Source organism: Coleofasciculus sp. E2-BRE-01, assembly GCF_040221695.1.
Taxonomy (GTDB): Bacteria; Cyanobacteriota; Cyanobacteriia; order Cyanobacteriales; family Coleofasciculaceae; genus Coleofasciculus.
In genome coordinates this window covers 72,894-93,698 of sequence record NZ_JAVKEA010000217.1, presented here as the reverse complement: position 1 = coordinate 93,698, position 20,805 = coordinate 72,894, and the positions used below count along the sequence as shown (strand labels likewise).

General features: G+C 44.3%; 13 protein-coding genes. 5 read left to right on the top strand and 8 right to left on the bottom strand.

Features of this window, described 5'->3' with window-relative positions; all coding sequences use genetic code 11:
• Positions 1–398 precede the first annotated feature (398 nt).
• Positions 399–3,104 carry a CHASE2 domain-containing protein gene (locus RIG66_RS29865; RefSeq protein ID WP_446383144.1) on the top strand — a complete coding sequence of 902 codons (2,706 nt, stop codon included), beginning with the start codon at positions 399–401 and terminating at the stop codon, positions 3,102–3,104.
• An 85-nt stretch (positions 3,105–3,189) separates the two neighbouring features.
• Here RIG66_RS29865 and RIG66_RS29860 read toward each other — a convergent pair whose 3' ends face one another.
• The gene (locus RIG66_RS29860; RefSeq protein WP_446383142.1) at positions 3,190–3,717 is read right to left on the bottom strand and encodes a DUF928 domain-containing protein; all 528 of its coding nucleotides are present in this window, start codon (positions 3,715–3,717) and stop codon (positions 3,190–3,192) included.
• Between the two features lie 202 nt (positions 3,718–3,919).
• Between RIG66_RS29860 and RIG66_RS29855 the strand changes: the two genes are divergently transcribed.
• Positions 3,920–4,072 (top strand): hypothetical protein, encoded by a 153-nt coding sequence (locus tag RIG66_RS29855; protein WP_446383140.1) that lies wholly within the window; start codon positions 3,920–3,922, stop codon positions 4,070–4,072.
• A 59-nt stretch (positions 4,073–4,131) separates the two neighbouring features.
• Here the strand turns inward: RIG66_RS29855 and RIG66_RS29850 are convergent, their stop codons facing one another.
• Positions 4,132–6,729 (bottom strand): CHAT domain-containing protein, encoded by a 2,598-nt coding sequence (locus RIG66_RS29850; protein WP_446383138.1) that lies wholly within the window; start codon positions 6,727–6,729, stop codon positions 4,132–4,134.
• 396 nt (positions 6,730–7,125) lie between these two features.
• Here RIG66_RS29850 and RIG66_RS29845 point away from each other — a divergent pair, with 396 nt between their 5' ends.
• The gene (locus tag RIG66_RS29845) at positions 7,126–9,726 is read left to right on the top strand and encodes a single-stranded-DNA-specific exonuclease RecJ (protein ID WP_446383136.1); all 2,601 of its coding nucleotides are present in this window, start codon (positions 7,126–7,128) and stop codon (positions 9,724–9,726) included.
• A gap of 491 nt (positions 9,727–10,217) precedes the next feature.
• On the opposite strand, the gene RIG66_RS29840 is transcribed toward RIG66_RS29845, so the two are convergent.
• The 5 genes from RIG66_RS29840 to RIG66_RS29820 form a co-directional block, all read right to left on the bottom strand.
• Positions 10,218–10,550 (bottom strand): hypothetical protein, encoded by a 333-nt coding sequence (locus RIG66_RS29840; protein ID WP_446383134.1) that lies wholly within the window; start codon positions 10,548–10,550, stop codon positions 10,218–10,220.
• A 121-nt stretch (positions 10,551–10,671) separates the two neighbouring features.
• Positions 10,672–12,105 carry a c-type cytochrome gene (locus RIG66_RS29835; RefSeq protein ID WP_446383132.1) on the bottom strand — a complete coding sequence of 478 codons (1,434 nt, stop codon included), beginning with the start codon at positions 12,103–12,105 and terminating at the stop codon, positions 10,672–10,674.
• Positions 12,106–12,396: 291 nt separating this feature from the next.
• Positions 12,397–12,822 (bottom strand): hypothetical protein, encoded by a 426-nt coding sequence (locus tag RIG66_RS29830; protein WP_446383130.1) that lies wholly within the window; start codon positions 12,820–12,822, stop codon positions 12,397–12,399.
• A 26-nt stretch (positions 12,823–12,848) separates the two neighbouring features.
• On the bottom strand, positions 12,849–14,306 hold the full coding sequence (locus RIG66_RS29825) for a c-type cytochrome (protein ID WP_446383128.1): 1,458 nt from the start codon (positions 14,304–14,306) through the stop codon (positions 12,849–12,851).
• A 214-nt stretch (positions 14,307–14,520) separates the two neighbouring features.
• On the bottom strand, positions 14,521–15,945 hold the full coding sequence (locus tag RIG66_RS29820) for an NADH:flavin oxidoreductase (RefSeq protein WP_446383126.1): 1,425 nt from the start codon (positions 15,943–15,945) through the stop codon (positions 14,521–14,523).
• A gap of 571 nt (positions 15,946–16,516) precedes the next feature.
• Between RIG66_RS29820 and RIG66_RS29815 the strand changes: the two genes are divergently transcribed.
• Both RIG66_RS29815 and RIG66_RS29810 read left to right on the top strand, forming a co-directional pair.
• The gene (locus RIG66_RS29815) at positions 16,517–18,307 is read left to right on the top strand and encodes a peroxidase family protein (RefSeq protein ID WP_446383124.1); all 1,791 of its coding nucleotides are present in this window, start codon (positions 16,517–16,519) and stop codon (positions 18,305–18,307) included.
• A gap of 337 nt (positions 18,308–18,644) precedes the next feature.
• On the top strand, positions 18,645–19,580 hold the full coding sequence (locus tag RIG66_RS29810) for a hypothetical protein (protein ID WP_446383122.1): 936 nt from the start codon (positions 18,645–18,647) through the stop codon (positions 19,578–19,580).
• Here the strand turns inward: RIG66_RS29810 and RIG66_RS29805 are convergent.
• Positions 19,574–20,281 (bottom strand): YdcF family protein, encoded by a 708-nt coding sequence (locus RIG66_RS29805; RefSeq protein WP_446383120.1) that lies wholly within the window; start codon positions 20,279–20,281, stop codon positions 19,574–19,576. The genes RIG66_RS29810 and RIG66_RS29805 overlap by 7 nt on opposite strands.
• Between the last annotated feature and the right edge of the window lie 524 nt (positions 20,282–20,805).

Here is a 20,805-nt window from a genome sequence, read left to right as displayed (position 1 = left end):
ACTTAATATAGTTGGATTGATTTCCACTAACCTCTTTACTCCAGGTTCTGGTCAACTAACCAATTTTTAGGAATTGACAAAATGTCTCATTGATGCTTTTTAAATAAACGTTACAAAACTCCTCAACTTTTATGATTTTTTACCTATTTTAATTTTTATATTCGAGGAGTTATACTGAACTATTAATAAGGACGGGTTTTGTTTTTCCGTTATTGGTGGGGAGGGCGGGTTTTGTTTTTCCGTTATCGGTGAGATAGGGCGGGTTTTGTTTTTCCGTTATCGGTGAATAGCTGAATTTAGTCCCTAAACCCGCCCCTACAATTGTGGCTAAACCCGCCCCTACAATATAACTATAACTCTTTATTGACAAATAACAAATTACGAATAACAAATAACAAATGACAAATTACCAAGTTGGCGGTAGTCTCAGACATGATGATCCTACCTATGTGGTGCGACAAGCAGACGCCCAACTTTATCAGGCGGTGAAAGCAGGTGAATTTTGTCATGTACTTAGCCCTCGACAAATGGGCAAATCCTCTCTCCTTGTCAGAACTAAGTATCGCCTAGAAGCCGAAGGATTCCGCTGTGGTGTTCTGGATATGACCACAATTGGGGGTGAATATACGACGCCTGTACAGTGGTATAAGGGCGTTGTTACGCAGTTATGGTTGGCGTTCAATCTGCGAGAAAAGATTCATTTAAAATCGTGGTGGAAAGAGCGAGAGGATATCTCCTTTTTACAACGATGCAGTCAGTTTATTGAAGAGGCTTTGCTCGGTCAATTCTCCAGTGAACGATTAGTCATCTTTATGGATGAAATTGATCGAATCCTGAGTATTAATTTCCCCATTGATGATTTTTGGGCTTTAATTCGATTTTGCTATAATCAACGCGCTATTAATCCTGACTATAATCGGATTGTCTTTGCCTTCTTTGGTGTCGCTGCACCCTCAGACTTAATTCGCGATCGCAGCCGGACTTCTTTTAATATTGGTCAAGCCATAGAACTGCAAGGGTTTAAACTCGCAGAAGTACAACCCCTGATTCAAGGCTTAGAGGAAAAAATTAATAGTCCAGAGATAATTGTTAAGGCAATCTTGGCGTGGACATCGGGTCAGCCATTTCTCACCCAGAAGTTGTGTAATTTAGTCTGGAAAGCGGCAGAAAATGCAGAACCGGAGAGGCTAGTTATCCCGCCAGATCAGGAATACAAGTGGGTAGAAAACTTAGTGCGATCGCGCATCATTAATAACTGGGCGTCTCAGGATGATCCGGAACATTTGAGAACGATTCAGAATCGCATTCAAGGAAATGGTCAACGGACAGGTAGAATGCTGGGTATTTATCAGCAGGTGTTACAAGGTGTGGAGATTGAGGTAGATGATTCGCGAGAAGTAACTGAACTTTTGCTGTCGGGTGTGTTGGTTAAAAATCAGGGAATATTACAGGTAAAAAATAGAATTTATCAAGAAGTATTTAATCAAGTCTGGGTAACGAAAAAATTAGTTTCCCTGCGTCCTTATGCTGAGGCTTTCAACGCCTGGATTGCCTCCCGAAAACAGGATCAATCCTACCTACTGCAAGGAGAGGCGTTAAGAGAGGCATTAACCTGGTCTCAAGGGAAGAGCTTAAGTGATTTAGATTATCAGTTTTTAGCCGCGAGTCAAGAATTAAATCGACGCGACATTCAGAACGCCCTCAAAGCAATTGAAAAAGCCAATTCCATTCTGTCATCTGCCACGAAACAAGTCAAGACCGAACCCATCCGATATCGACTGTGGCGTGGCTGGATTGGGGCGATAAGCCTGAGTACAACTACTCTGGTAATTCTGTTACGTTTAAGCGGATTGTTGCAAGGTTTGGAATGGGATTTTTTGGATCAGTTTTTTCAAGTTCGCCCCTTAGAACCCCCTGATCCACGGATTGTAATTGTCACCATTGATGAAAACGATATCACTCAAGTTGGACAGTGGCCCCTCCCCGATGCGGTGTTAGCAGAGGCAATTACTCGATTAAAGGTAGATAATCCGCGTGTGATTGGTTTAGATGTGTATCGAGATTTACCTGTAGAACCCGGACATCAAACATTAGTGAATCTATTTCAGTCTACTCCGAATCTAATTGGTGCCGAGAAAGTTGTGGGCAATTCAGTGAATCCTCCTCCAAGTTTAAATCAGTTGGGGCAAGTTGGTTTTGTGGATATGGTATTGGATGCAGATGGCAAAGTCCGTCGAGGGTTAATATCTGTTCAATTGGCGGATCAACTTCATCTCAGTTTCAGTTTAAAGCTGGCATTGCAGTATCTAGAAGCCCAAGGAATTAAATTCCAAGCTAAAGATCAGCATCGTTGGCAATTGGGTAAAGCCATTCTTTCACCGTTAGAGCAAAATGACGGTGGCTATGTACGGGTGAATACGGGCGGCTATCAGATACTATTAAACTATCGTGGCGGATTAGAAAATTTTTATACCCTCTCGCTTACCGATTTACTAGAAAATCGAATTCCCGCCGAATTAAAGGATGAGAATGGATTTACCGGACGGATTATTTTAATTGGCGCGATCGCAACCAGCCTGAAAGACTTTTTCTATACACCCTACAGTGGAAATTTGTATCGCACACCTCAAGAGATGGCAGGTGTGACAATTCATGCGAATTTAACCAGCCAGATTTTGAGTGCCGCTTTAGATAATCGTCCCCTAATTCGGACATGGAGTGAATTTCAAGAGGGATTTTGGGTTTTGCTATGGTCTTTAATTGGTACAGTATTAAGTTGGCGGTTGCAGTCTCCTCAGAGGGTGGCGTTGGGAATTGCGATCGCGGGTTTAGTATTAGTCTCCGTCGCCTATAACGCTTTCTTACAGGGGTGGTGGATACCTGTGATTCCGCCAATCCTAGGATTAATTCTATCCGCGATCGCACTTTCTTGGGTTACTAGCAAGCAAATCGAGAAACTCCAACTCCGTCGCATTCTAGAGTTACTCGCCCAAGACTACCCAACATCTCCGGCGGCGGTACGGATTGCCCTAGAATATCTGAAAAAGTCCGAACGCGAAAGCAATCACGCCTTGATTGAAGAATGTCTCCCTAACAGGGAATAGGGTAATAGGGGTGTAGGGGCGGGTTTTACAGCTAACATTTTACTACAAACCAATAACTTAACTAAACCCGCCCCATCTCAACAACTTAATTTACAGTAATTTGTTGAGATTCAACGCGCTCAATTATGCCAGTTACAGTCGGGTCATTCGGATCAAGTGACTGTTGACAAACTAAACTAATAGACCATTGATATGGCGTGTTTGTTTTTAGATCAGGTGCATCCTCTGGTAAAGGGAAGCTAAACTCACTCCCTGTGGCTGTTGTTGGTAATGTGATGATGGTTTGGTAATCATACTCTTCTTCGTTCTCAGCATTCTTTAAACTAAAAAATACCTTTTGTGCTACCGTTTCCGGGATGTACAGTGAGAATGTAGGACGTTGCGCGATCGTTTTATTTTCAACTGGCACTAGAACCGAAAATCCGGGTTCATCTTCCGTGGCATTATCATTTGTACAATGACCGCCATCACGAGTTCCTGCTCCTGTTGTATCATCGGGACTGCCATCTCCAGGTGGCACAGGTGCTTGAGTATTACTCGGGTTTTTCACAGCTTGAGTTTGGGCAACTAGACGAGGAACAATCGCCAATTCTAAAGATAGTGTGATGGACACTAGAAGTAAGGGGAAATGCCAACTCAGCCAGTTTATACTGAAAAATTGAAAGGGTTTCATGAGTCTAAAATTGATAGAGGAGTCTAAAATTGATACAGTCACTCTAGGAATAGAGCCGTTTCAGTGAAGTTCTATCCGCCTGAAGATTTAACTGTTTTTTTCAGCAAGACATTCCGAAATTGCTGTCACCGGATTTGTGAAGTTGTCTAAAACTCGTATTATAACATTTAGCCAAAATAGCATCCCCCAAAAGGCAGAAGACAGAGGGACTGGCGGAGCTGGGGGAGATGGGGGAGATGGGGAAGAGGATTACCAATCAACAATGAACCATCAACGAATGACAAATGACAAATGACAAATGACAAATGATGATCCCCACCATTAACTTTAATTGTCCCCACCTACTTAAGTAACTTACAACCAATTGCCAACCAAAATAAAAGGTGCCCAGTAGTAGGGATGTTTGTATTTATTTTGCCGGAGTAGAAATAACTGAGCTTGTCGTAAGGCTTCAGCCCGATTAATATCAGGTTTAGTTAAATTATTATACAGTTGGATCATCGCCTGAGCCGTTGATTGATCTTTGACTGACCATAACGTACCAATGGTACTGCGGGTTCCCGATCGCACGGCTAATCCCGCTAATCCTAACGCCGCTCGTTGATCGCCATTTGCGGTTTGACACGCACTGAGAACCAGGAGTTCAATCGGGGGAAAATTGTCTTGGTTTCTACCTTTAAGGAGTTGAGATAGAGTATTGGCATTAAACCGTTTATCCCAGGTAAGAATAAACGTGTCTTCCGGATTAGAACTAAATTGACCATGGGTAGCTAGGTGAACCACACTCACCGGAAGTGTGTTAATTTTGTTCTCTAAGGCGGTGCTAGTAAAGGCTTCATTTAACAGAACATTGGATGGAATATTTGTACTCACTTGTTCAATTTCATTTTTCACAGCCGGTAACGCCGAAAATCCTAGACGGGGTTCACTTAATCCGCCAGTCAGAGAGCGCAGTTGCAGTTGAGTTAGCGATCGCGGTTCGAGTAATTGTAATCCTGGTGTTAAAGCAATGCTATACTTCTCGATTAAATACTGTTGACCATCATGAAGTGCCGCCATTGGTACATTCCGCAACACACCATCGAGAACAAAGACTAAAGTTTTAATATCCTGTTGAGCTAACTGAGTTTCTATTGGTCGAATCAACCAGTCATAAATGGTTTGAGATATCGTCAGCCGTTTGCGGTTGGAATAGGCGATGTTCATCGACTGTCGCAGTTGATTCACCGTCTGTTCAATCTCAGCTTGAGGTAACTCGGTGTTGTAGGTTTCTAAGGGTTGTCCAGGTAAGGAAAGAATCACCGCGATCCGGTCAGGTAAAATAATCGGATAAATTACCGCCGTTTGGGTATCGCTGTCCTCAATCACGGAATCAATTTGCTCGGCTTTAGCATTTAAGCAGGAGGCACGAAAGTAGTTCTCCAATTCGGCTAACTGTAGGGATTCAATCACATTACGCGCCTGCTTGAGATTATCGGGTGAGGGACGTTCTAACAAGAGACGGACTAAATTCCGGTAGATGGGTTCAATTTGTTCTTGAAACGAAAACTGCACATCGGGGTTCATTGCGACTAAATCTTCCCGAATCGATTGTAGCAGATTAAAGGCGTCTTGATTCGCCGTAATCGCGGCGTTCAGGTCTCCAGTTTGCTGATAAAGTTGGGTCAGTTGCCATTGCCATTGATAGGAAATATCTCTGGCGTTAATGGTTTTGGAAAAGAATAGGGCTTGTTGGATTAAACGTTGAGCTTCTAACCCTTGTTGGTTGGTTTTATAGAGTTTTCCCAGAGTTCCTAGAGCCAAGGATTCAGCGCGGATGTCATTTAATGCTTTAGCTTGAGCAATGGTTTGGGCGAGGAGTTGAGCGATGTCTTCTGATGTGATAGATTCTGGAGAATATCCCGCTGGATTGTCTAGGAGTTCGATTAAACTTTCTGCCCAATTCACCTGAGCATAGATAGCATATCGACTGGGAGATAATTGGGAGAGATTGTGCTGAATTGGGGTAAATAAATCTTGGGCTTGATTAAACTGCTGTTGACTAATCAGTAACTTAAATTGGTTGAGTTGGGCTTCGAGTTGGTTTAAGGGATTGGTTGCCGTTTTTGCCGCTTTATGGTAATAAGTAATAGCCGCATCCCTATCACCTAACACTCGTGCTGTATTTCCCAGATTCAAGAAAGCGGCGCTGATATCAGCAGGGGAATTGAGGATTTGCGCGATCGCTAAACTTTGCTTGAGGACGTTTTGAGCCTCGTCTAATTCCCCAATCGCTTGCCAAACCATCCCTAGGCTGCGTAATCCGGTAGCTTTAATCAGCGAATCCGGCTGTAGGGTGAGGGCTTTCTGTACCCGTTCTAAGACTTGCTGCGATCGCCGAAACATCCCCAAGCTTTGTAAGGCTTGCGCCTGATTGATTTGACACCCCAATACACCGATAGCATCATCAGCCTGGGAGTAAGCTGTCTCGGCGGCTTTCCAGGTTTGTAACGCGGCTTCCGATTGTCCGGTTGCCAATTGCAGACTGCCTTTGGTATTTAATACTTGTGCCAAGAGTGCAGGATCGGTGGGAGTGGTTAGGAGGTTCAGACTTTCCTCAATCGCCGTCTTTGCCTGTTCCCATTGTCCCAGATGTTGATAGGCAAGGGACAGATAATTTAAACTGATTGCCTGGTTAGTGCGATCGCCTGCTTGTTGGTAAACCTGTTCCGCCGCTTGCCAAGCCAGTACTGCATCAGCAAAGCGTCCCCGATCATAGTCAGTTTTACCTTGACTGAATCGGCTTACTGGATCAAGAGATTGAGCCAAATAAGAATTCTGTGGTTGGTTTAGCTGGGGGAGAGTCGAGGCATTTCCCAGGGCGACAGAAGATGCGATTATCCCCACAACGGTTAACCAGGCTAATCCTAAAAATAGTAGTCGTTTCCTCGCACGTCTTCCCAACCATCCCATAGATCCCATCCTGAATTTAAGCGTCTCAATCAGAGCAAGTTTCGTTACCCTTAAACCTTTATTCTACTAGGCGAGAAGACCTCGCCCATACTTCGTATGCTCTCATTAAGTTTTCCCTTTTTCTTGAGTAAAGGATATTTACTATGAGCAATTTTTCGCACCTTTTTCCCTATTCCTTTTTTGTCTTTTAGTTTCGCTGCCTGCCTTTTTTAAAACTTTCTTTGCTTGAAAAGCCTATTAAGTTGAGTTCTCCACCGTTCACATTAATTGTCCCCACCTACTTACCCAATTTTAAGGCGTGACCGCTTATTTCCAGCATAAAACAAGCTAAGATTTTCATACGGGCGTTCTTTCAACTCACGCCGTCGAACCCTCAACCGTCTTCCCCTCCGACTTATGCCTCAACCCCAATGGCACGTTCAACCCTCTCCAGATGTTCCCCAATGGTTCCTCGATGCGGTTAAATCCTACGCCCCCGCATCAGAAGGATATTACGCCGCCCAATTATTATGGCAACGCGGAATTCGGGAGTTAAATCAATTAGCTGGATTTATTAATCCCGATTTATATCAACCCGCGAGTCCCTTTGAATTTGGTCAGGAAATGAAACGGGCAGTACAGCGATTGCAACAAGCACGGGATAACCGGGAAAAGGTGACAATTTGGGGAGACTTTGACGCGGATGGGATTACCGCAACCAGCGTTTTATGGGACGGATTGGGGCAGTTTTTGCCGCAGAATCAACACCTCACCTATTACATTCCCAATCGTCTCACGGAATCTCACGGCTTGAATTGTCCGGGAATTGATCAACTGGCAGAATCAGGAACTCAACTGATTGTCACCTGCGATACAGGCAGCACAAATCTCAGCGAAATTGACTATGCGTCTCAGTTAGGAATAGACATTATTATTACCGATCATCATACCTTGCCAGAGGAGCGACCGAACGTCGTTTCGATTATTAACCCCCGCTATTTTGCCGAAACCCATCCCCTGTTTCATCTCTCTGGTGTAGCGGTAGCGTATAAATTAGTTGAGGCACTGTATCAAATATTACCCGATATTCCCCAACAACCGTTAGAGGACTTATTAGATTTAGTAGCAATTGGTTTAATTGCTGATTTAGTCCAACTGAGTGGTGATTGTCGCTATTTAGCCCAACGGGGAATTCAAACGCTACAGCAACAATTGAAAACCTGCACCCGTCCCGGTGTAGCTAAACTTTTAGAACTCTGTCAGCGCAGTGGCGATCGCCCCACGGATATTTCATTTGGCTTAGGTCCAAGAATTAATGCAGTCAGTCGGATTCAGGGGGATGCGTCTTTTTGTGTGGAATTATTAACCCGTCGCGATGAAGCCTATACTCAAACCTTAGCGTTAGAAACCGAATTAGCCAATAGTCGCCGCAAGTCCTTACAGAAAGATATTACGGAACAAGTTAAACGGAAACTGGCACAACTTGACCTTTCCACAACCTGTGTTATTGTCCTAGATGATCCCCAATGGTCAGCGGGAGTTTTAGGCTTAGTCGCGGGTCAAATTGCCCAGGAATATGGACGCCCGACAGTTTTATTAAGTACAGGTGAAGAGTGGGGTGGCGAAGGTGCAGAGGAGACAAAGGAGAAAGGAGAGTTAACTCAACATTCTGTTAGGGCGGGTTTTGAACAAAGGTTATCACCAATAGCGCAACGAAATTCCCTAAACCCGCCCCTACACCCTCAAAACCAGGTTCCCTACGAGGGTGGCGAAGGTTCAACACTCAACACTTCGCCAATTGCCAGAGGTTCTGCCCGTTCAGTGAATGGAATTGATTTGTATGAATTAGTCCAATCCCAAGACCATCTCTTACACCGATTTGGCGGACATCCCTTTGCCGCCGGGTTAAGTTTACCTGTAGAAAATATCCCCTTATTTAGCGAAGGTATTAATCAAAAGTTACGCCAACAACTTGCCGCCCAAGACGCCTTTTTAGCCCCAGTTGTTACCGCTGATATTGTCGTAACAGTTGCGGCTTTAGGCAAACCGTTATTCCAGGAACTTAAATTATTAGAACCTTGTGGTATGGGAAATCCAGTTCCAAAATTTCTAATTGAAAACTGTTGGTTTGAATCAGTTTGGAATCGTAATACCCAGGACTTAAAGGGAAAAAAGGTACAATATATTAAAACCGAATTAGAAATCTGGGATGATTCCACAAGTATGGGATTTCCAGGTATCTGGTGGGGACATTATCGCGATGAAGTTCCCAAAGGTCGATGTAATGCGATTGTAGAACTGGACTATAATAACTTTAAAAAACGTCCCGAAGTGCGCTTAGTCGCCGTTCAATCGGGGGATAGGATTTCCTCGTTTAATCTTCCCAGTCAACTGGATTTGATTTTAGATTGGCGCGATGGAATGCAGGAGGATAGCGAGAACCTGCTGTCGATGTCCAATCCTTTGACGCCACCCGCCTTAGTGGGCGAACCAAGGGAAACGCCCACACCTGAACCCATTGATCCATTAACCGTTCGCGAATGTCCCACCAGTTGGGATGAATTGCAACTCTGGTTTAGACGGGCGATGCAAAGCGAACGAAAATTAGCGATCGCGTATCCGCCACCACCTCAACTCTCCTCCCGCCAGGTTTGGGAAACATTAGTCGGACTCGCTAAATTCCTCAGTCGCACCGGGAAATCCGCTACCCTAGGGCAATTGCAAGACAAGTTAGAATTAAGCGATCGCACCTTACATCGGGGACTCACCGCCCTTTCTGGGTTAGGATTTCAGGTAACTCCCCAAGGCGGGTCAATCCAAATCAGTGGGTCGATTGGGGAGTGGGATGGAGACGCGATCGATCCAACCACAAAAGAAAGCATTCAACTCTTTTTATCGGCTGTCGAAGAAGAACAATTTTTGCGTCACTATTTTTATCAGGTTCCCTTGTCCACCATTCATGGAATGTTAGTTTTTCCTGAGCAAGGTGATGCCCCAAATAATATCATGTTGGGTTAAATACTTACCCTAAATCCTGACAAAAGCAGCAACAAAGAACTGTTTGAATAGTGTGTTTCTGCAACAGGGAAACAGTATAAATAGGGTCTGCTGAATAAGTTTTGTGGTGGGGAGAGGCAATAGGCAATAGGCAATAGGCAATAGGCAATGGGCAATGGGCAATGGGCAATGGTTTCAAGTCTCTGTTGAGGTAAAATTTGGTGCTTAGGTCGGCGAAAATCCTAAGATGCAAGAGTGTCTATGTATCAAAACCTTGCACTTGTTAGGTGACAAAATGGATTGAAACCCAAATCTGGTCTACTTTCCTAACGAGTGCAGCAAGCCCTAGATACGCCTTTGAAATCATGTCCTGACGATTGCCCCTAATTTTAATGCGGTAATAACAAAAGTTTCATGCGTTGTTATTAGGGGTGTTTGACCGGACATAATATGAACCCGTTTTAACGGGTTTTAGCTTTGAGCTGGAACTTGAGTTCCCGGCTTAATGCCTTTCAAATTTGACGAAAACGCAGCATCTGCAAAAGTTCCTCAGTATCCATTTCCAACCCTTCAGCAATATACTCTAATTCCGTATCAGTTGGTCTTGCCCCATCTTTAATTTCCTGGAGTCGCGCATCTGAGATAGGTGGATTCTCTTTATACTCTTCAGTCCATTCCAATCCTGCCACTAAATCACTCAGTAGTGGCTTACCCAAAGCATCAACACGACGTTGAATTCGCTCAGTTGTCGCCTTTTGCAGCGTTCGCAGTTCATCCATCCTTAAATGATCCAGACTATCCAGGATTTTTTGCAGCGTTAGTTGTGTTTTATTAGAGTCAGTCATGGGATTTATAATCACCCCTTAACAAATAAAGGGTACAGGAGTGCAGGTTTGTCGGCTTTACCCTTATGCCAAAATCTTACCATTTTTTAAGGGATGTGTTGACAAAGAACAAATGACAACATTACAGCATCTTCAAATACTCAATCAACGCCAACTTATCCTCAGCCGCCAACTCAGTGCCATAAACATGACCTTGATTACTATTTGCCGTCACCCTTGTATCATATTTAAATCCCTCTTTCTCCGCCGCTACGCCTTCAGCAACAAAGCCTACTTTTTCCGGATTATACACATCATATCCTCGGTAAAACACCATCGTCCGCTGCTCCGGTATCTCCAACAAATCCGTTAAATAGGGGACAGAACCATTATGCAAATAGGGCGCTCTTAACCACAACCCATCCAACGCTACCGCCACATATCCATTAGTTTTGCGAAGCTGATCAAAATCCCAATCATACCCCTCGGCAAACTCATTATACGCATCAGCCGCTTCTTGCGTCCACATATCTAAACGATAGCGGTCTGTGCCAATCTCATCAATAGGAATAACGGTTCCGGTTCGTTCGCCACCATAAGCATGACAAGTGGCGCAGTTACTCTCAAAAATTTGACTCCCTTTTGCCGCTAAACCTTGGTCAATGGTGTACGGATATTTCGGCGACGGTAATTGACGAATATAATCCTCCACTCGCTTTAATCCCTCAATATTAATTGACTCCTTCGTCGCCCCATCACCAATCGCTCCCGTATTCACAGTTTCTGTGAGTGATGTTTCTAACCCATCCCAATGTAAGGCAAACCCTTCATGTTGATTTTGATTCCAAATTGACATCATATCGGAATTGCCAATTGTATCATCGACAGGTAACCCCAAAACTCTAAACTTCACCGGATTAAAGGGGGCAATGCGTCCGGGTCCTTGATCAGGTCGTTCTTCCATCCAGGTAAAGGTTTCTTTAAGTTCTAATAATTCTTTCCGGGTGCGGGGAATGATAATAAACCGATAGAGTAATTTGTCAAACAAAGACAGGTCATAATTATAGCTAATTTCATCTAAAATATAGTCTGCATTAAATCGAGGATCAGTAGCACAGTCACCGAGAAAGCGAATATACCCTTGCAGATTAAATTTATTTGAGGGTCCACCGGGAACAATCGTTGGTTTATCGTTGGGGGTTTGGCGATAGGTGGCACTATGACACAGTGCACAGGTTATCCCTTGGCGAGGAAAGCCGATAATTTTTTTAGAAAAGCCAACGGGTAATTCTTGTCCTTCTTCCCAAGTAATTCCTAGAGAGGTATAGCCACCAGGCTTGGGGAGTTTATCGGGAAAAATTCGAGGTAATACTAACCAAATCCAATAGGGAACACCTTCGGCATTTTCGCTGCCAATTGAGCCGTATTTAAAATGATCCTCTACTGATTCGTAATAGGTATCTACTTCGCGAAAAAGATTATACCACGCCAGATATCCGACACTACCAATTAGCAATATTAAAATAATTGCGATCGCGGTAATGGTTCGTCCAATTTTTGATGGTGTACTTTCCATAAAATGGTTCCTTTATTTGTTGACTTGAATTAATTCGTATTCTGTTTAATCAAAAACCTGTATGGGGAAGCATCCCAGTAGGACAAATTGAGAGAATAGAAGGCGACCCTGTCTATAGCAAAAGGCAGAAGGCGCTCAGGCAGAGAGCAGACAATTTATTATGGATGCAGGTTTGTTTCAGCCTTAAATATTCCCACCTTTATGGCGACAGCTATAATTGAGTGAACTCCAATTGTTAAGGAATGCCAGCGGGTCGCCCCTACCCATGTAACTTATGCAAAAATGACCGATTTAGGAAAACTCTTGAACGGTTTCCGACATTTCAGGTTGTTGAGTCTTCATCGCTAAGAATAACAAAGTTCCTTGGACAATCATGAAGAATGCATCAACTAAAGCAATTGTAAGAAATCCTAACGCTTGCCCAAAGAACAAAACAGCACTCAGAAAAAAGGTAGCCCCTGCGCCGCGTGTGACGACCACTGACATCCAAGCGGTTGCTTTGTAGCGATAAGGATCAATTGCTCCCGGAATATACAAAATACTTAGTTCCAGTAGTAAGAGTCCAGCCGCCCGTACCCAGATAATTGGCACGGGTATTTGCATCTTTAATAGCGAAAGCAAAACGTCTGGAAAAAAGCAAAGGGGAATCACAAAAAACATATTCACCACAATACCTAACCAGACCATGCGACTAAACCATTTTGCATAAGCATTCATGATTTTTGCTCCTGATTCTAAAAAACTTAAAGTGTTTTCAGATACTCAACCAATGCGGTTTTATCCTCCGACGAAAGTTCGACGCCATACAGATGACCCCTGTTACTATTGCCAGGTACGGTCGTGTCAAACTTAAAATACGGCGTCCCCTTCTCTTGGGCAACCGTTGAGACAAAACCAACATTCTCTTGATCAAACACATCATACCCGCGATAGAATACTTGAGGACGGTTGTCTGGAGCCTCTAACAAGTCTCGTAGCGTCGGTACAGACCCATTGTGCAAATAAGGCGATCGCAACCAGATTCCATCTAATGGCATATTGGCATAACCATTAGTCTTACGGAAGTTCTTGAACCGTTCCGGCGTCCCTAGAAACAGGGTATTTTGATTAGACAGTAACTCGTAGGTATAAGAATCTAACCGATGCGGGTCAGTACCGATTTTCCCAATCGGCGTCACTTTACCAACCTTCGCCCCGCCAAAGGCGTGACAACTGGCACAATTATTTTGATAAATGGGCTGACCCTTAGCTGCTAATTCCTGATTAATCGGGTACGGATAAGCCGGAGGAGGAAGTTCCCACAACCAATCTTCAATCCGTTTAATTCGTTCCAAATCTGCTGTAACTGGTGTCACCCCTGCACCCAACGCCGCACTTAAATTACGTTCATGAACCGATTTATTATCCCCATCCCAATGCAGTTGCAATCCTTCACGGGGTTTTTGATTCCAGATAGAGGGTAAATCCGCCGTGCCAATTTTTTCATCTTCTTCCAACTCATCCATGGGGAAGCTAAATTGAATTGATTTATAAGGATTAAATGTATCCACCCGTCCTGGACCCCAATCCGGTTGTTCATTTAAAAAAGCCAGTTGACTTGCTTGAGTAATCAACGCATCGCGAGTTTGGGGAATAACCAGATAACGATAAATCAGCTTCTGAATCGGATTAAAAGTTCCCCCTTGGGCGTCAATTTCGGCTAGGATTCGATTAGGAGTGAATCGTTCATCCAACGCCGTTTTGCCTAGAAACTGAATATACCCTTGTAGATTAACCGTATTTGAGGGCATCGTGGGGATAATTTGAGGTTCACTTTCAGGCGTATCCCGCAGTGAACCCACATGACAAATCGCACAATTTAAGCCAACGCGGTTAATCAAAACGCGACGCTGAGAAAACCCAATCGGGCGGTCTTTTCCGGGTTCGTAAAGAAAGCCTAACGATTGATAGCCTTCACCGGGTAATTTGTCAGGAAATACGGCGGGTAAAACTTTCCAAATCCAGTAAGGTACTCCATTTTCTGGTTCACTGCCAATTGAACCATATTTAAAGTGATTGTTAATATCAGCATAATCGACAGGATTATTTAAGAATCGGGGAGAAACTAAACCAATAATTGTAGCGAGTATAACTCCCGCAATCACAATCAATAGTTTCTTAAAAGTATTGCTTTTTGACTTTAATGGCGTTGATTCTTTCATAATTAATAATTAGTAATTGGTAATTGGTGATTTAAGCTATTCTGCCTTTAAAGCTTAATGTCAGCTAAAGAGGGCTTCAGCCCTCACTACGAAGCCAATCTATTGAACCATTTTAGTTGGGTCACGCCAGTAGAGGCAGTTGTTTTTTCTTATTATTTTTTGTTGTCACTCTAATGTTAATAAATCCGCCCACGTCTCTCCCCTATTCCCGTCATCAAAATGCTGCAGTGTCAAACACAGTCATAATTTCGGCAATCATTTCCTCGGAATTATTATAGCGACTTAACTCATAACAACCCAGGGGATTTTCTAAGGCATTAAGCAAACATTTGTTGCAGTAAGTACAAGGGCGTTCAGGCAAGTCTTTTCCTGCCTTAAACTGATGCACTAGGTCATTATTCGCCACCAAGGGGCGGGCAATACTCACCGCATCACAGAAGTTCTCCTGAATAGCCCGACGAATATAGGACGCCTGTTGAAAGCCTCCAGTACATATCACTGGAATATTCACCTGCTTTTTAATCTCAGCCGCGTGATTAAGGCTAACCCCCTGATACTTTTGTAGAAGTTCCTGCATCTGTTCAGAACTCACGAACTTCTGGAACGACTCATTTAAAGCCTGGGCTTTTACCTCTACTCCCTGAATCGGTTGGTCTTGGGTCTGTTTCTGAACCCGATTCCATAAGAATAAGAAAATTGGATAGAACAGGGGAAACCGAAATAATAAATAGTTGCGAAAGGTATGAATTCCACTGGATAACATCAAATCATACCAGCGCATCGCCTCGATGCGGGGAAATTCACCCGGAGGGTTCAAGGGATGAGGAAATATACTCCCCGTAGAAACATGAATGGCATCTACTCCAGCCGCTTCCATCCACTGACAGACTTGAATCGAATCCTCTAGCGTATTCCCTGGCTTTTCCCACGGAATCACGGCATTATTATACTCCACCGCACTAATCTTAGCTTGGAGGTGAAAATCATCACCCACTTCCTGACGAATGGCTTTAATAATCTCCAACAAAAAGCGAGCGCGATTTTCTAATAATCCCCCATATTCATCGTTGCGGTCATTAATCCCAGAACTGAGAAATTGGGTAATTAAATAACCATTAGCACTATGCAGTTCCACGCCATCCAGTCCCGCCTCTCGCGCCCGTCTCGCCCCCGCCGCAAACGCCTGAACTGTTTCTTGAATCTCAGCCTTGGTCATGGCTTGGCATTCAAAACCATGAAACGATTCTGTGATACTGGTTGAACTGAGGGCTTTTAAATTAAGGTTTTCTACGCCACTCACATCCTGCTGACGCCCAGAATGGCTCAGTTGCATGATAAATTTACAGTCGTATTCATGCACCACCTCACCAAGTTTACGCCAGAATGGAATGCGGTCATCTCGGTCAATTGTGGCATAGTTTGGCAGGATTCGTCCGCGAATTTGTACTGGCGTAAACGATGAAATAATTGCGCCGACGCCTCCCTGGGCAAACTTCTGTTCCCAATTAATTCGGACTTGGTTTCCGGAACCGTCATAGTTATCGAATCTGCCGGAAATATTCGAGCGAAAGATGCGATTACTGACGGTGAGGTTTCGGAATGTTAGCGGTTGAAAAATGATATCGTTGTCATTTGTCATGTCATTCGTCATTCGTCATTTGTTATTTGTCATTTGTCATTTGTAAAGGTTTGAGGCTTGTTAACATAACTTCATAAGGTTGAGTTTATTTCCACCAACCTACTTATGTTGGCATTTCCGGACTTGATTCGTAGCTATGTCTTTTTGTCAGATGGCGACAAAAGTCCAGAATATTCTAATTTTTTGATTATGGCAACTCCTGAAAAAAATGGCGAGGTATTTTAAGTTTTGTTAAAAGCATCCAGATTTTGTGGCGAATGGGCTGAGGGGTGTTAGCACCATAAGACAAGTAGGTAGGGACAAGGAATTCTTACTTGGCAAGGTTTTCAGCTCCATTAGTTTTCCCGAATCATTAAAACTAGCAATCCATTACTGCCTCGGTTGCCCCAACATTCTAGGAGTGAACAAAAATTGAGATAAATTGGGGATAGTTGAGATTAATTCAGGAAATTTGCTGAAAGGGCTTGTCGGAAATAAGATAGAGATTTACTATGAATAGTATTGATTTTAGTTCCGATTGCGGTTTGACAGAATTGTTAAATATTGTATCCAAATAAAAGGAATTAACACCATGGCTAAATCATCTAAATCAGGTCGAGGTCAGCAAAAACCTTGGCATCAATTCCCCGTTCCCCTGGCATTAGTCAAGTTATTCAAGTTCCGGAACCGACTGCGGGAAGAAAATCTACATGATACCGCAAAATTACCGACCCAAGGTGAGGGGACGCAACCAACACCTAGTCCAGAGGGTGACCATCTCAAGATTCGCACAGCAGACGGGAGTTTTAATGACCTGGAACAGCCAGAAATGGGTCGGGCGGGTTCCCGTTTTGGACGCAATGTTCCCCTCCAATATACTCACCCTGACCAAAAGAATTTACTCGAACCCAATCCGCGTACAATTAGCCGCAAACTACTGACGCGGGATGAATTTGTACCCGCTAGCACATTAAACCTACATGCCGCCTCTTGGATTCAATTTCAAACCCATGACTGGTTCGCCCATGGAGGTACATTAGACAAGAAAATTGAGATTCCTCTCGAAGCAGACGATCCGTGGCCCCAAGACTATCGACCGCTAGAAGTAGGCGCAACGTTACCCGACTCAACTCGCCCCGACGAAGATACCAAAAATCCACCTACCTTTATTAACCGAGTTACTCACTGGTGGGATGCGTCGCAAATTTATGGCAGTGACAAGGAAACCATTAATAAGCTGCGGACTCATGTCGATGGCAAGCTAATTATCGGCGAGAATGAATTATTACCCATCAACCCCGAAAATGGTGTCGATCTCGTTGGTTTTGATGAGAACTGGTGGGTGGGTTTGAGTATGTTACATACTCTATTCGTCAAAGAACACAATACGATTTGCGATCATCTCAAAAACGAATATCCCGACTGGACAGACGATGATCTGTTCAACCACGCCCGACTAATTAACGCCGCCTTACTCGCCAAAATCCACACCGTTGAATGGACGCCTGCCATCCTGGGACATCCCGCCTTAGAAATCGCCATGAATGCCAACTGGTGGGGATTATTGGGTCAACATGTTAAACGATTATTTGGGCGCATCGGAGAGGGGGAACTCCTCAGTGGTATTGTCGGATCAGCTACAGATCATCATACTGCCCCCTACTATCTCACCGAAGAATTTGTCTCCGTCTATCGGATGCATCCCTTAATGCCAGATGAGTTTGAATTTTACTCTCTGGAAAACGGAGAATTGCGATTTACCGAAAATCTATTTGAAGTATCAGGAAATCGCAGTCGGAATCTAGTCGATAAAGTAGGTATGCCCGATTTATTCTACTCCTTTGGCATTACTCATCCTGGGGCGATTACCTTACATAACTACCCACGTTTCCTACAGCAATTAGTCCGGGATAACGGCGAAGTCTTCGATTTAGCGGCTGTCGATATATTACGCGATCGCGAACGCGGCGTTCCCCGTTATAATAAATTTCGTGAACTCATTGGTCGTGAACGAGTCAAAACCTTTGAGGACATCACCGAGAACCCGCAATGGGCAAAGGAACTCCGGGACGTTTACAACAACGACATCAACAGCGTTGACTTAATGGTGGGTATGTTTGCTGAAAACCCACCCGCCGGGTTTGGCTTCAGTGATACAGCTTTCCGTATCTTTATCCTAATGGCATCCCGACGACTCAAGAGCGATCGCTTCTTCACCAAAGACTACACCGCCGAAGTCTACACTCAATGGGGTTTAGATTGGATTGACAACAACAGTATGTTAAGTGTCTTACGCCGCCATTACCCCACCGTCAGCCCCGCTTTATTTGGTGTACAAAATGCCTTTGCCCCCTGGCGTAAAGTCGGTGTTTCGGGGTATTAATTGTTGAGATTGGGGAATAGGGAACAGGGGATAGGCAATGGGCAACAGGTAATAGTAACTAGCGAAGCGTTGCGGCGGAGGTGTGAGGGGTTACAACGCCCCTTATAGATCCCCCTCTTCCCTTTTTAGATCTCCCTCTTCCCTTGTTGATCCCCCTTTCGTCCCCCTTCAAAAGAGGGAAACCAGAGGATGCTTCGCTTTTTGTTCCATGGGGAGTATGGGTGGTTAGCTCCCAAGCAAAGGCTAATGGATTTAACCCATAAATTTGAGAGATGAAGGATGAAGTGTTAAGCAAAAATCACAATAAATCGACATACTTTCTCACCCAGTCACGCCCATGAAAAATCTACAAAAATTTTGGCATAATGCCCACAATCTAGAACCCCTACCTAGCGACTATGAATCCTGGACTGCTGCCAAAAAGCAGGACTTGATGTGGCAGCAAAGAATTTTAGCATCCCGCTACGATACCCTACCGCCACTGAAAAAAATTGACGTTATCGGTTTATTCTTTACCTTTTTAAGCATCAAAATGGATCGCTTATCTGATGAAGCGCCCCGCAAATGGAACAAAGCCATTCACGCCCACGCCAGTGTTGCTAAGGTTAAGTTGATCCCAACCCCGAATAGTCCGTTTACTGGTTTATTTAAAGGTGCTGACTACGGTCTGCTACGATTATCACTCACCGGTGATCCCAGCGATCGCGGATTTGCTCCAGGGTTAGCCCTCAAGCTTTTGGTGGACGGTCAACCCTCGGAAAATGTCTCAGCGTTGGTTTCCCTTAGCGGTCAAGGCAATAACTATAATTTCTTTGCCAAGGAATTGTCTAATATCGTTCCCGCAGAAAATGATTTAGGTCCTAAATTCATCAATTTAATCTTCCGCCGCGTCAGCAAATTTCCCCGCAAACTCTATTTGCAAGGCTTTGCCCAAATCGACCAAACGGGTCATCCAGAACCTGATCCCTTTTATCCCTATCGCCTTTTTCTCGCTCCCAATCCCACTATTCAATTTCCTGAACAGCCGCCCCATGATTTCAGAGATGATCTAGCCACGATTCCGGCTGGAACCCGTTTATTTTCCCTATATGCCGTTGTTCCCCAAAACGTAGGAGACGAAAACGCTGACCAGAAAGCTGACATCATAGACGAGCCAAGTTATCGCCAAAACGCCCAACTTATCGGATATCTGGAAACCACCTCGGAATTTGTGACATCCTACTACGGTGATAGCCAGCTATTTTTTAGACATCAGCGCTTCGCTAATCAATAATCCAGCTTCAACCACCCTTGATACTCACAATCAAAGCCTGACTTTTGCCAAGCATCTAAATCAACCTCAGTCAGTGGCGTAACCTCGGAACAGTGGGGCTGAATTCCCTGACTCAACAGCGCCCAAACCAGACTGCGCGTCACATCTAGTCCCGTCTTCCACCAGGATTCCTGATTCCCCGGAATTCCCTGTTCCTGCACCGTATCCACATCAACCCAAATCCCATTTGCTCCCAACAGAATTTGCGCCATCCACCCCGCTCGTGGTAAATGGGTGGGAGAGGTAATTAACTGAACATGACGTACCCCCCACTGCCGTAAAATCGGAATCCCGAAGTAGAAATTACCAAACGTGGAATCCGCACATTTTTCTAACCAAACTTGACCCATGGGCGCGTTATACTTTTGGAATATGAGCAAAATACAGGGTTCATCAGAGCCTTGAGAAATCAAAATCGGAGTTTGGGGATAGTTTTTCACTAACTGAGCCACATAAACCTCCCGGCGAATACTTCCCCCCAAAACAAAGAATGTATCTACAGGTGCAGCGGCTCCTGCCGACAATCTGAAGATATTTGCAAGTAACCCTATACTAAGAATAACGACTAGGCTCAATAGCCCTAAGCCTAACCAGCGTAGTCGTTGCTTAGACAGTAGCCAACGCGCAACCCGTAGCCAATGGCGTGTTATCAATCGTCTCACTGAGGCTTACCACTTGATTCACTCTGACTGTCCGAGGCGAAGCCATTGTCTTCATCACCAGGACAATAGGTCAACTGGCACAAATTTTCTGGAAATTAGCCAGATAAGTTGAGTATAGTAGTAATAGACGGATTCGATGCCGCCAGAACCATGCTATCCCTACTCAAGGTGAGTAACTTGAACTAAGTCCTTGGACACCTCTACCCATTGTTACCCAAAACTGCGGAGAGACTTGTCTTGATGAAGGTTACCACCGCAAGTATGTATACTTTATTGGTAGACCTATCTAGCCAAAAACCACAGTTAAGTAGGTCAAAGATAGGTAGGTCAAAGAGATAGCCGCCAGTTAGGTGGTGTTAGCCTGTGGACTGGTCGAGTGCCGTCACCACCAGGATGAAACAGGAAGTAAGTTCCAAAGATGTCCGCCTGTAGGTAACTTTGGGTAAGTCTTATGTAACGGAATGCTAATGATTGCAGCTAACGACTGGGTACGCTTTGACTGTCCGCTTTAAACCAACCCATAG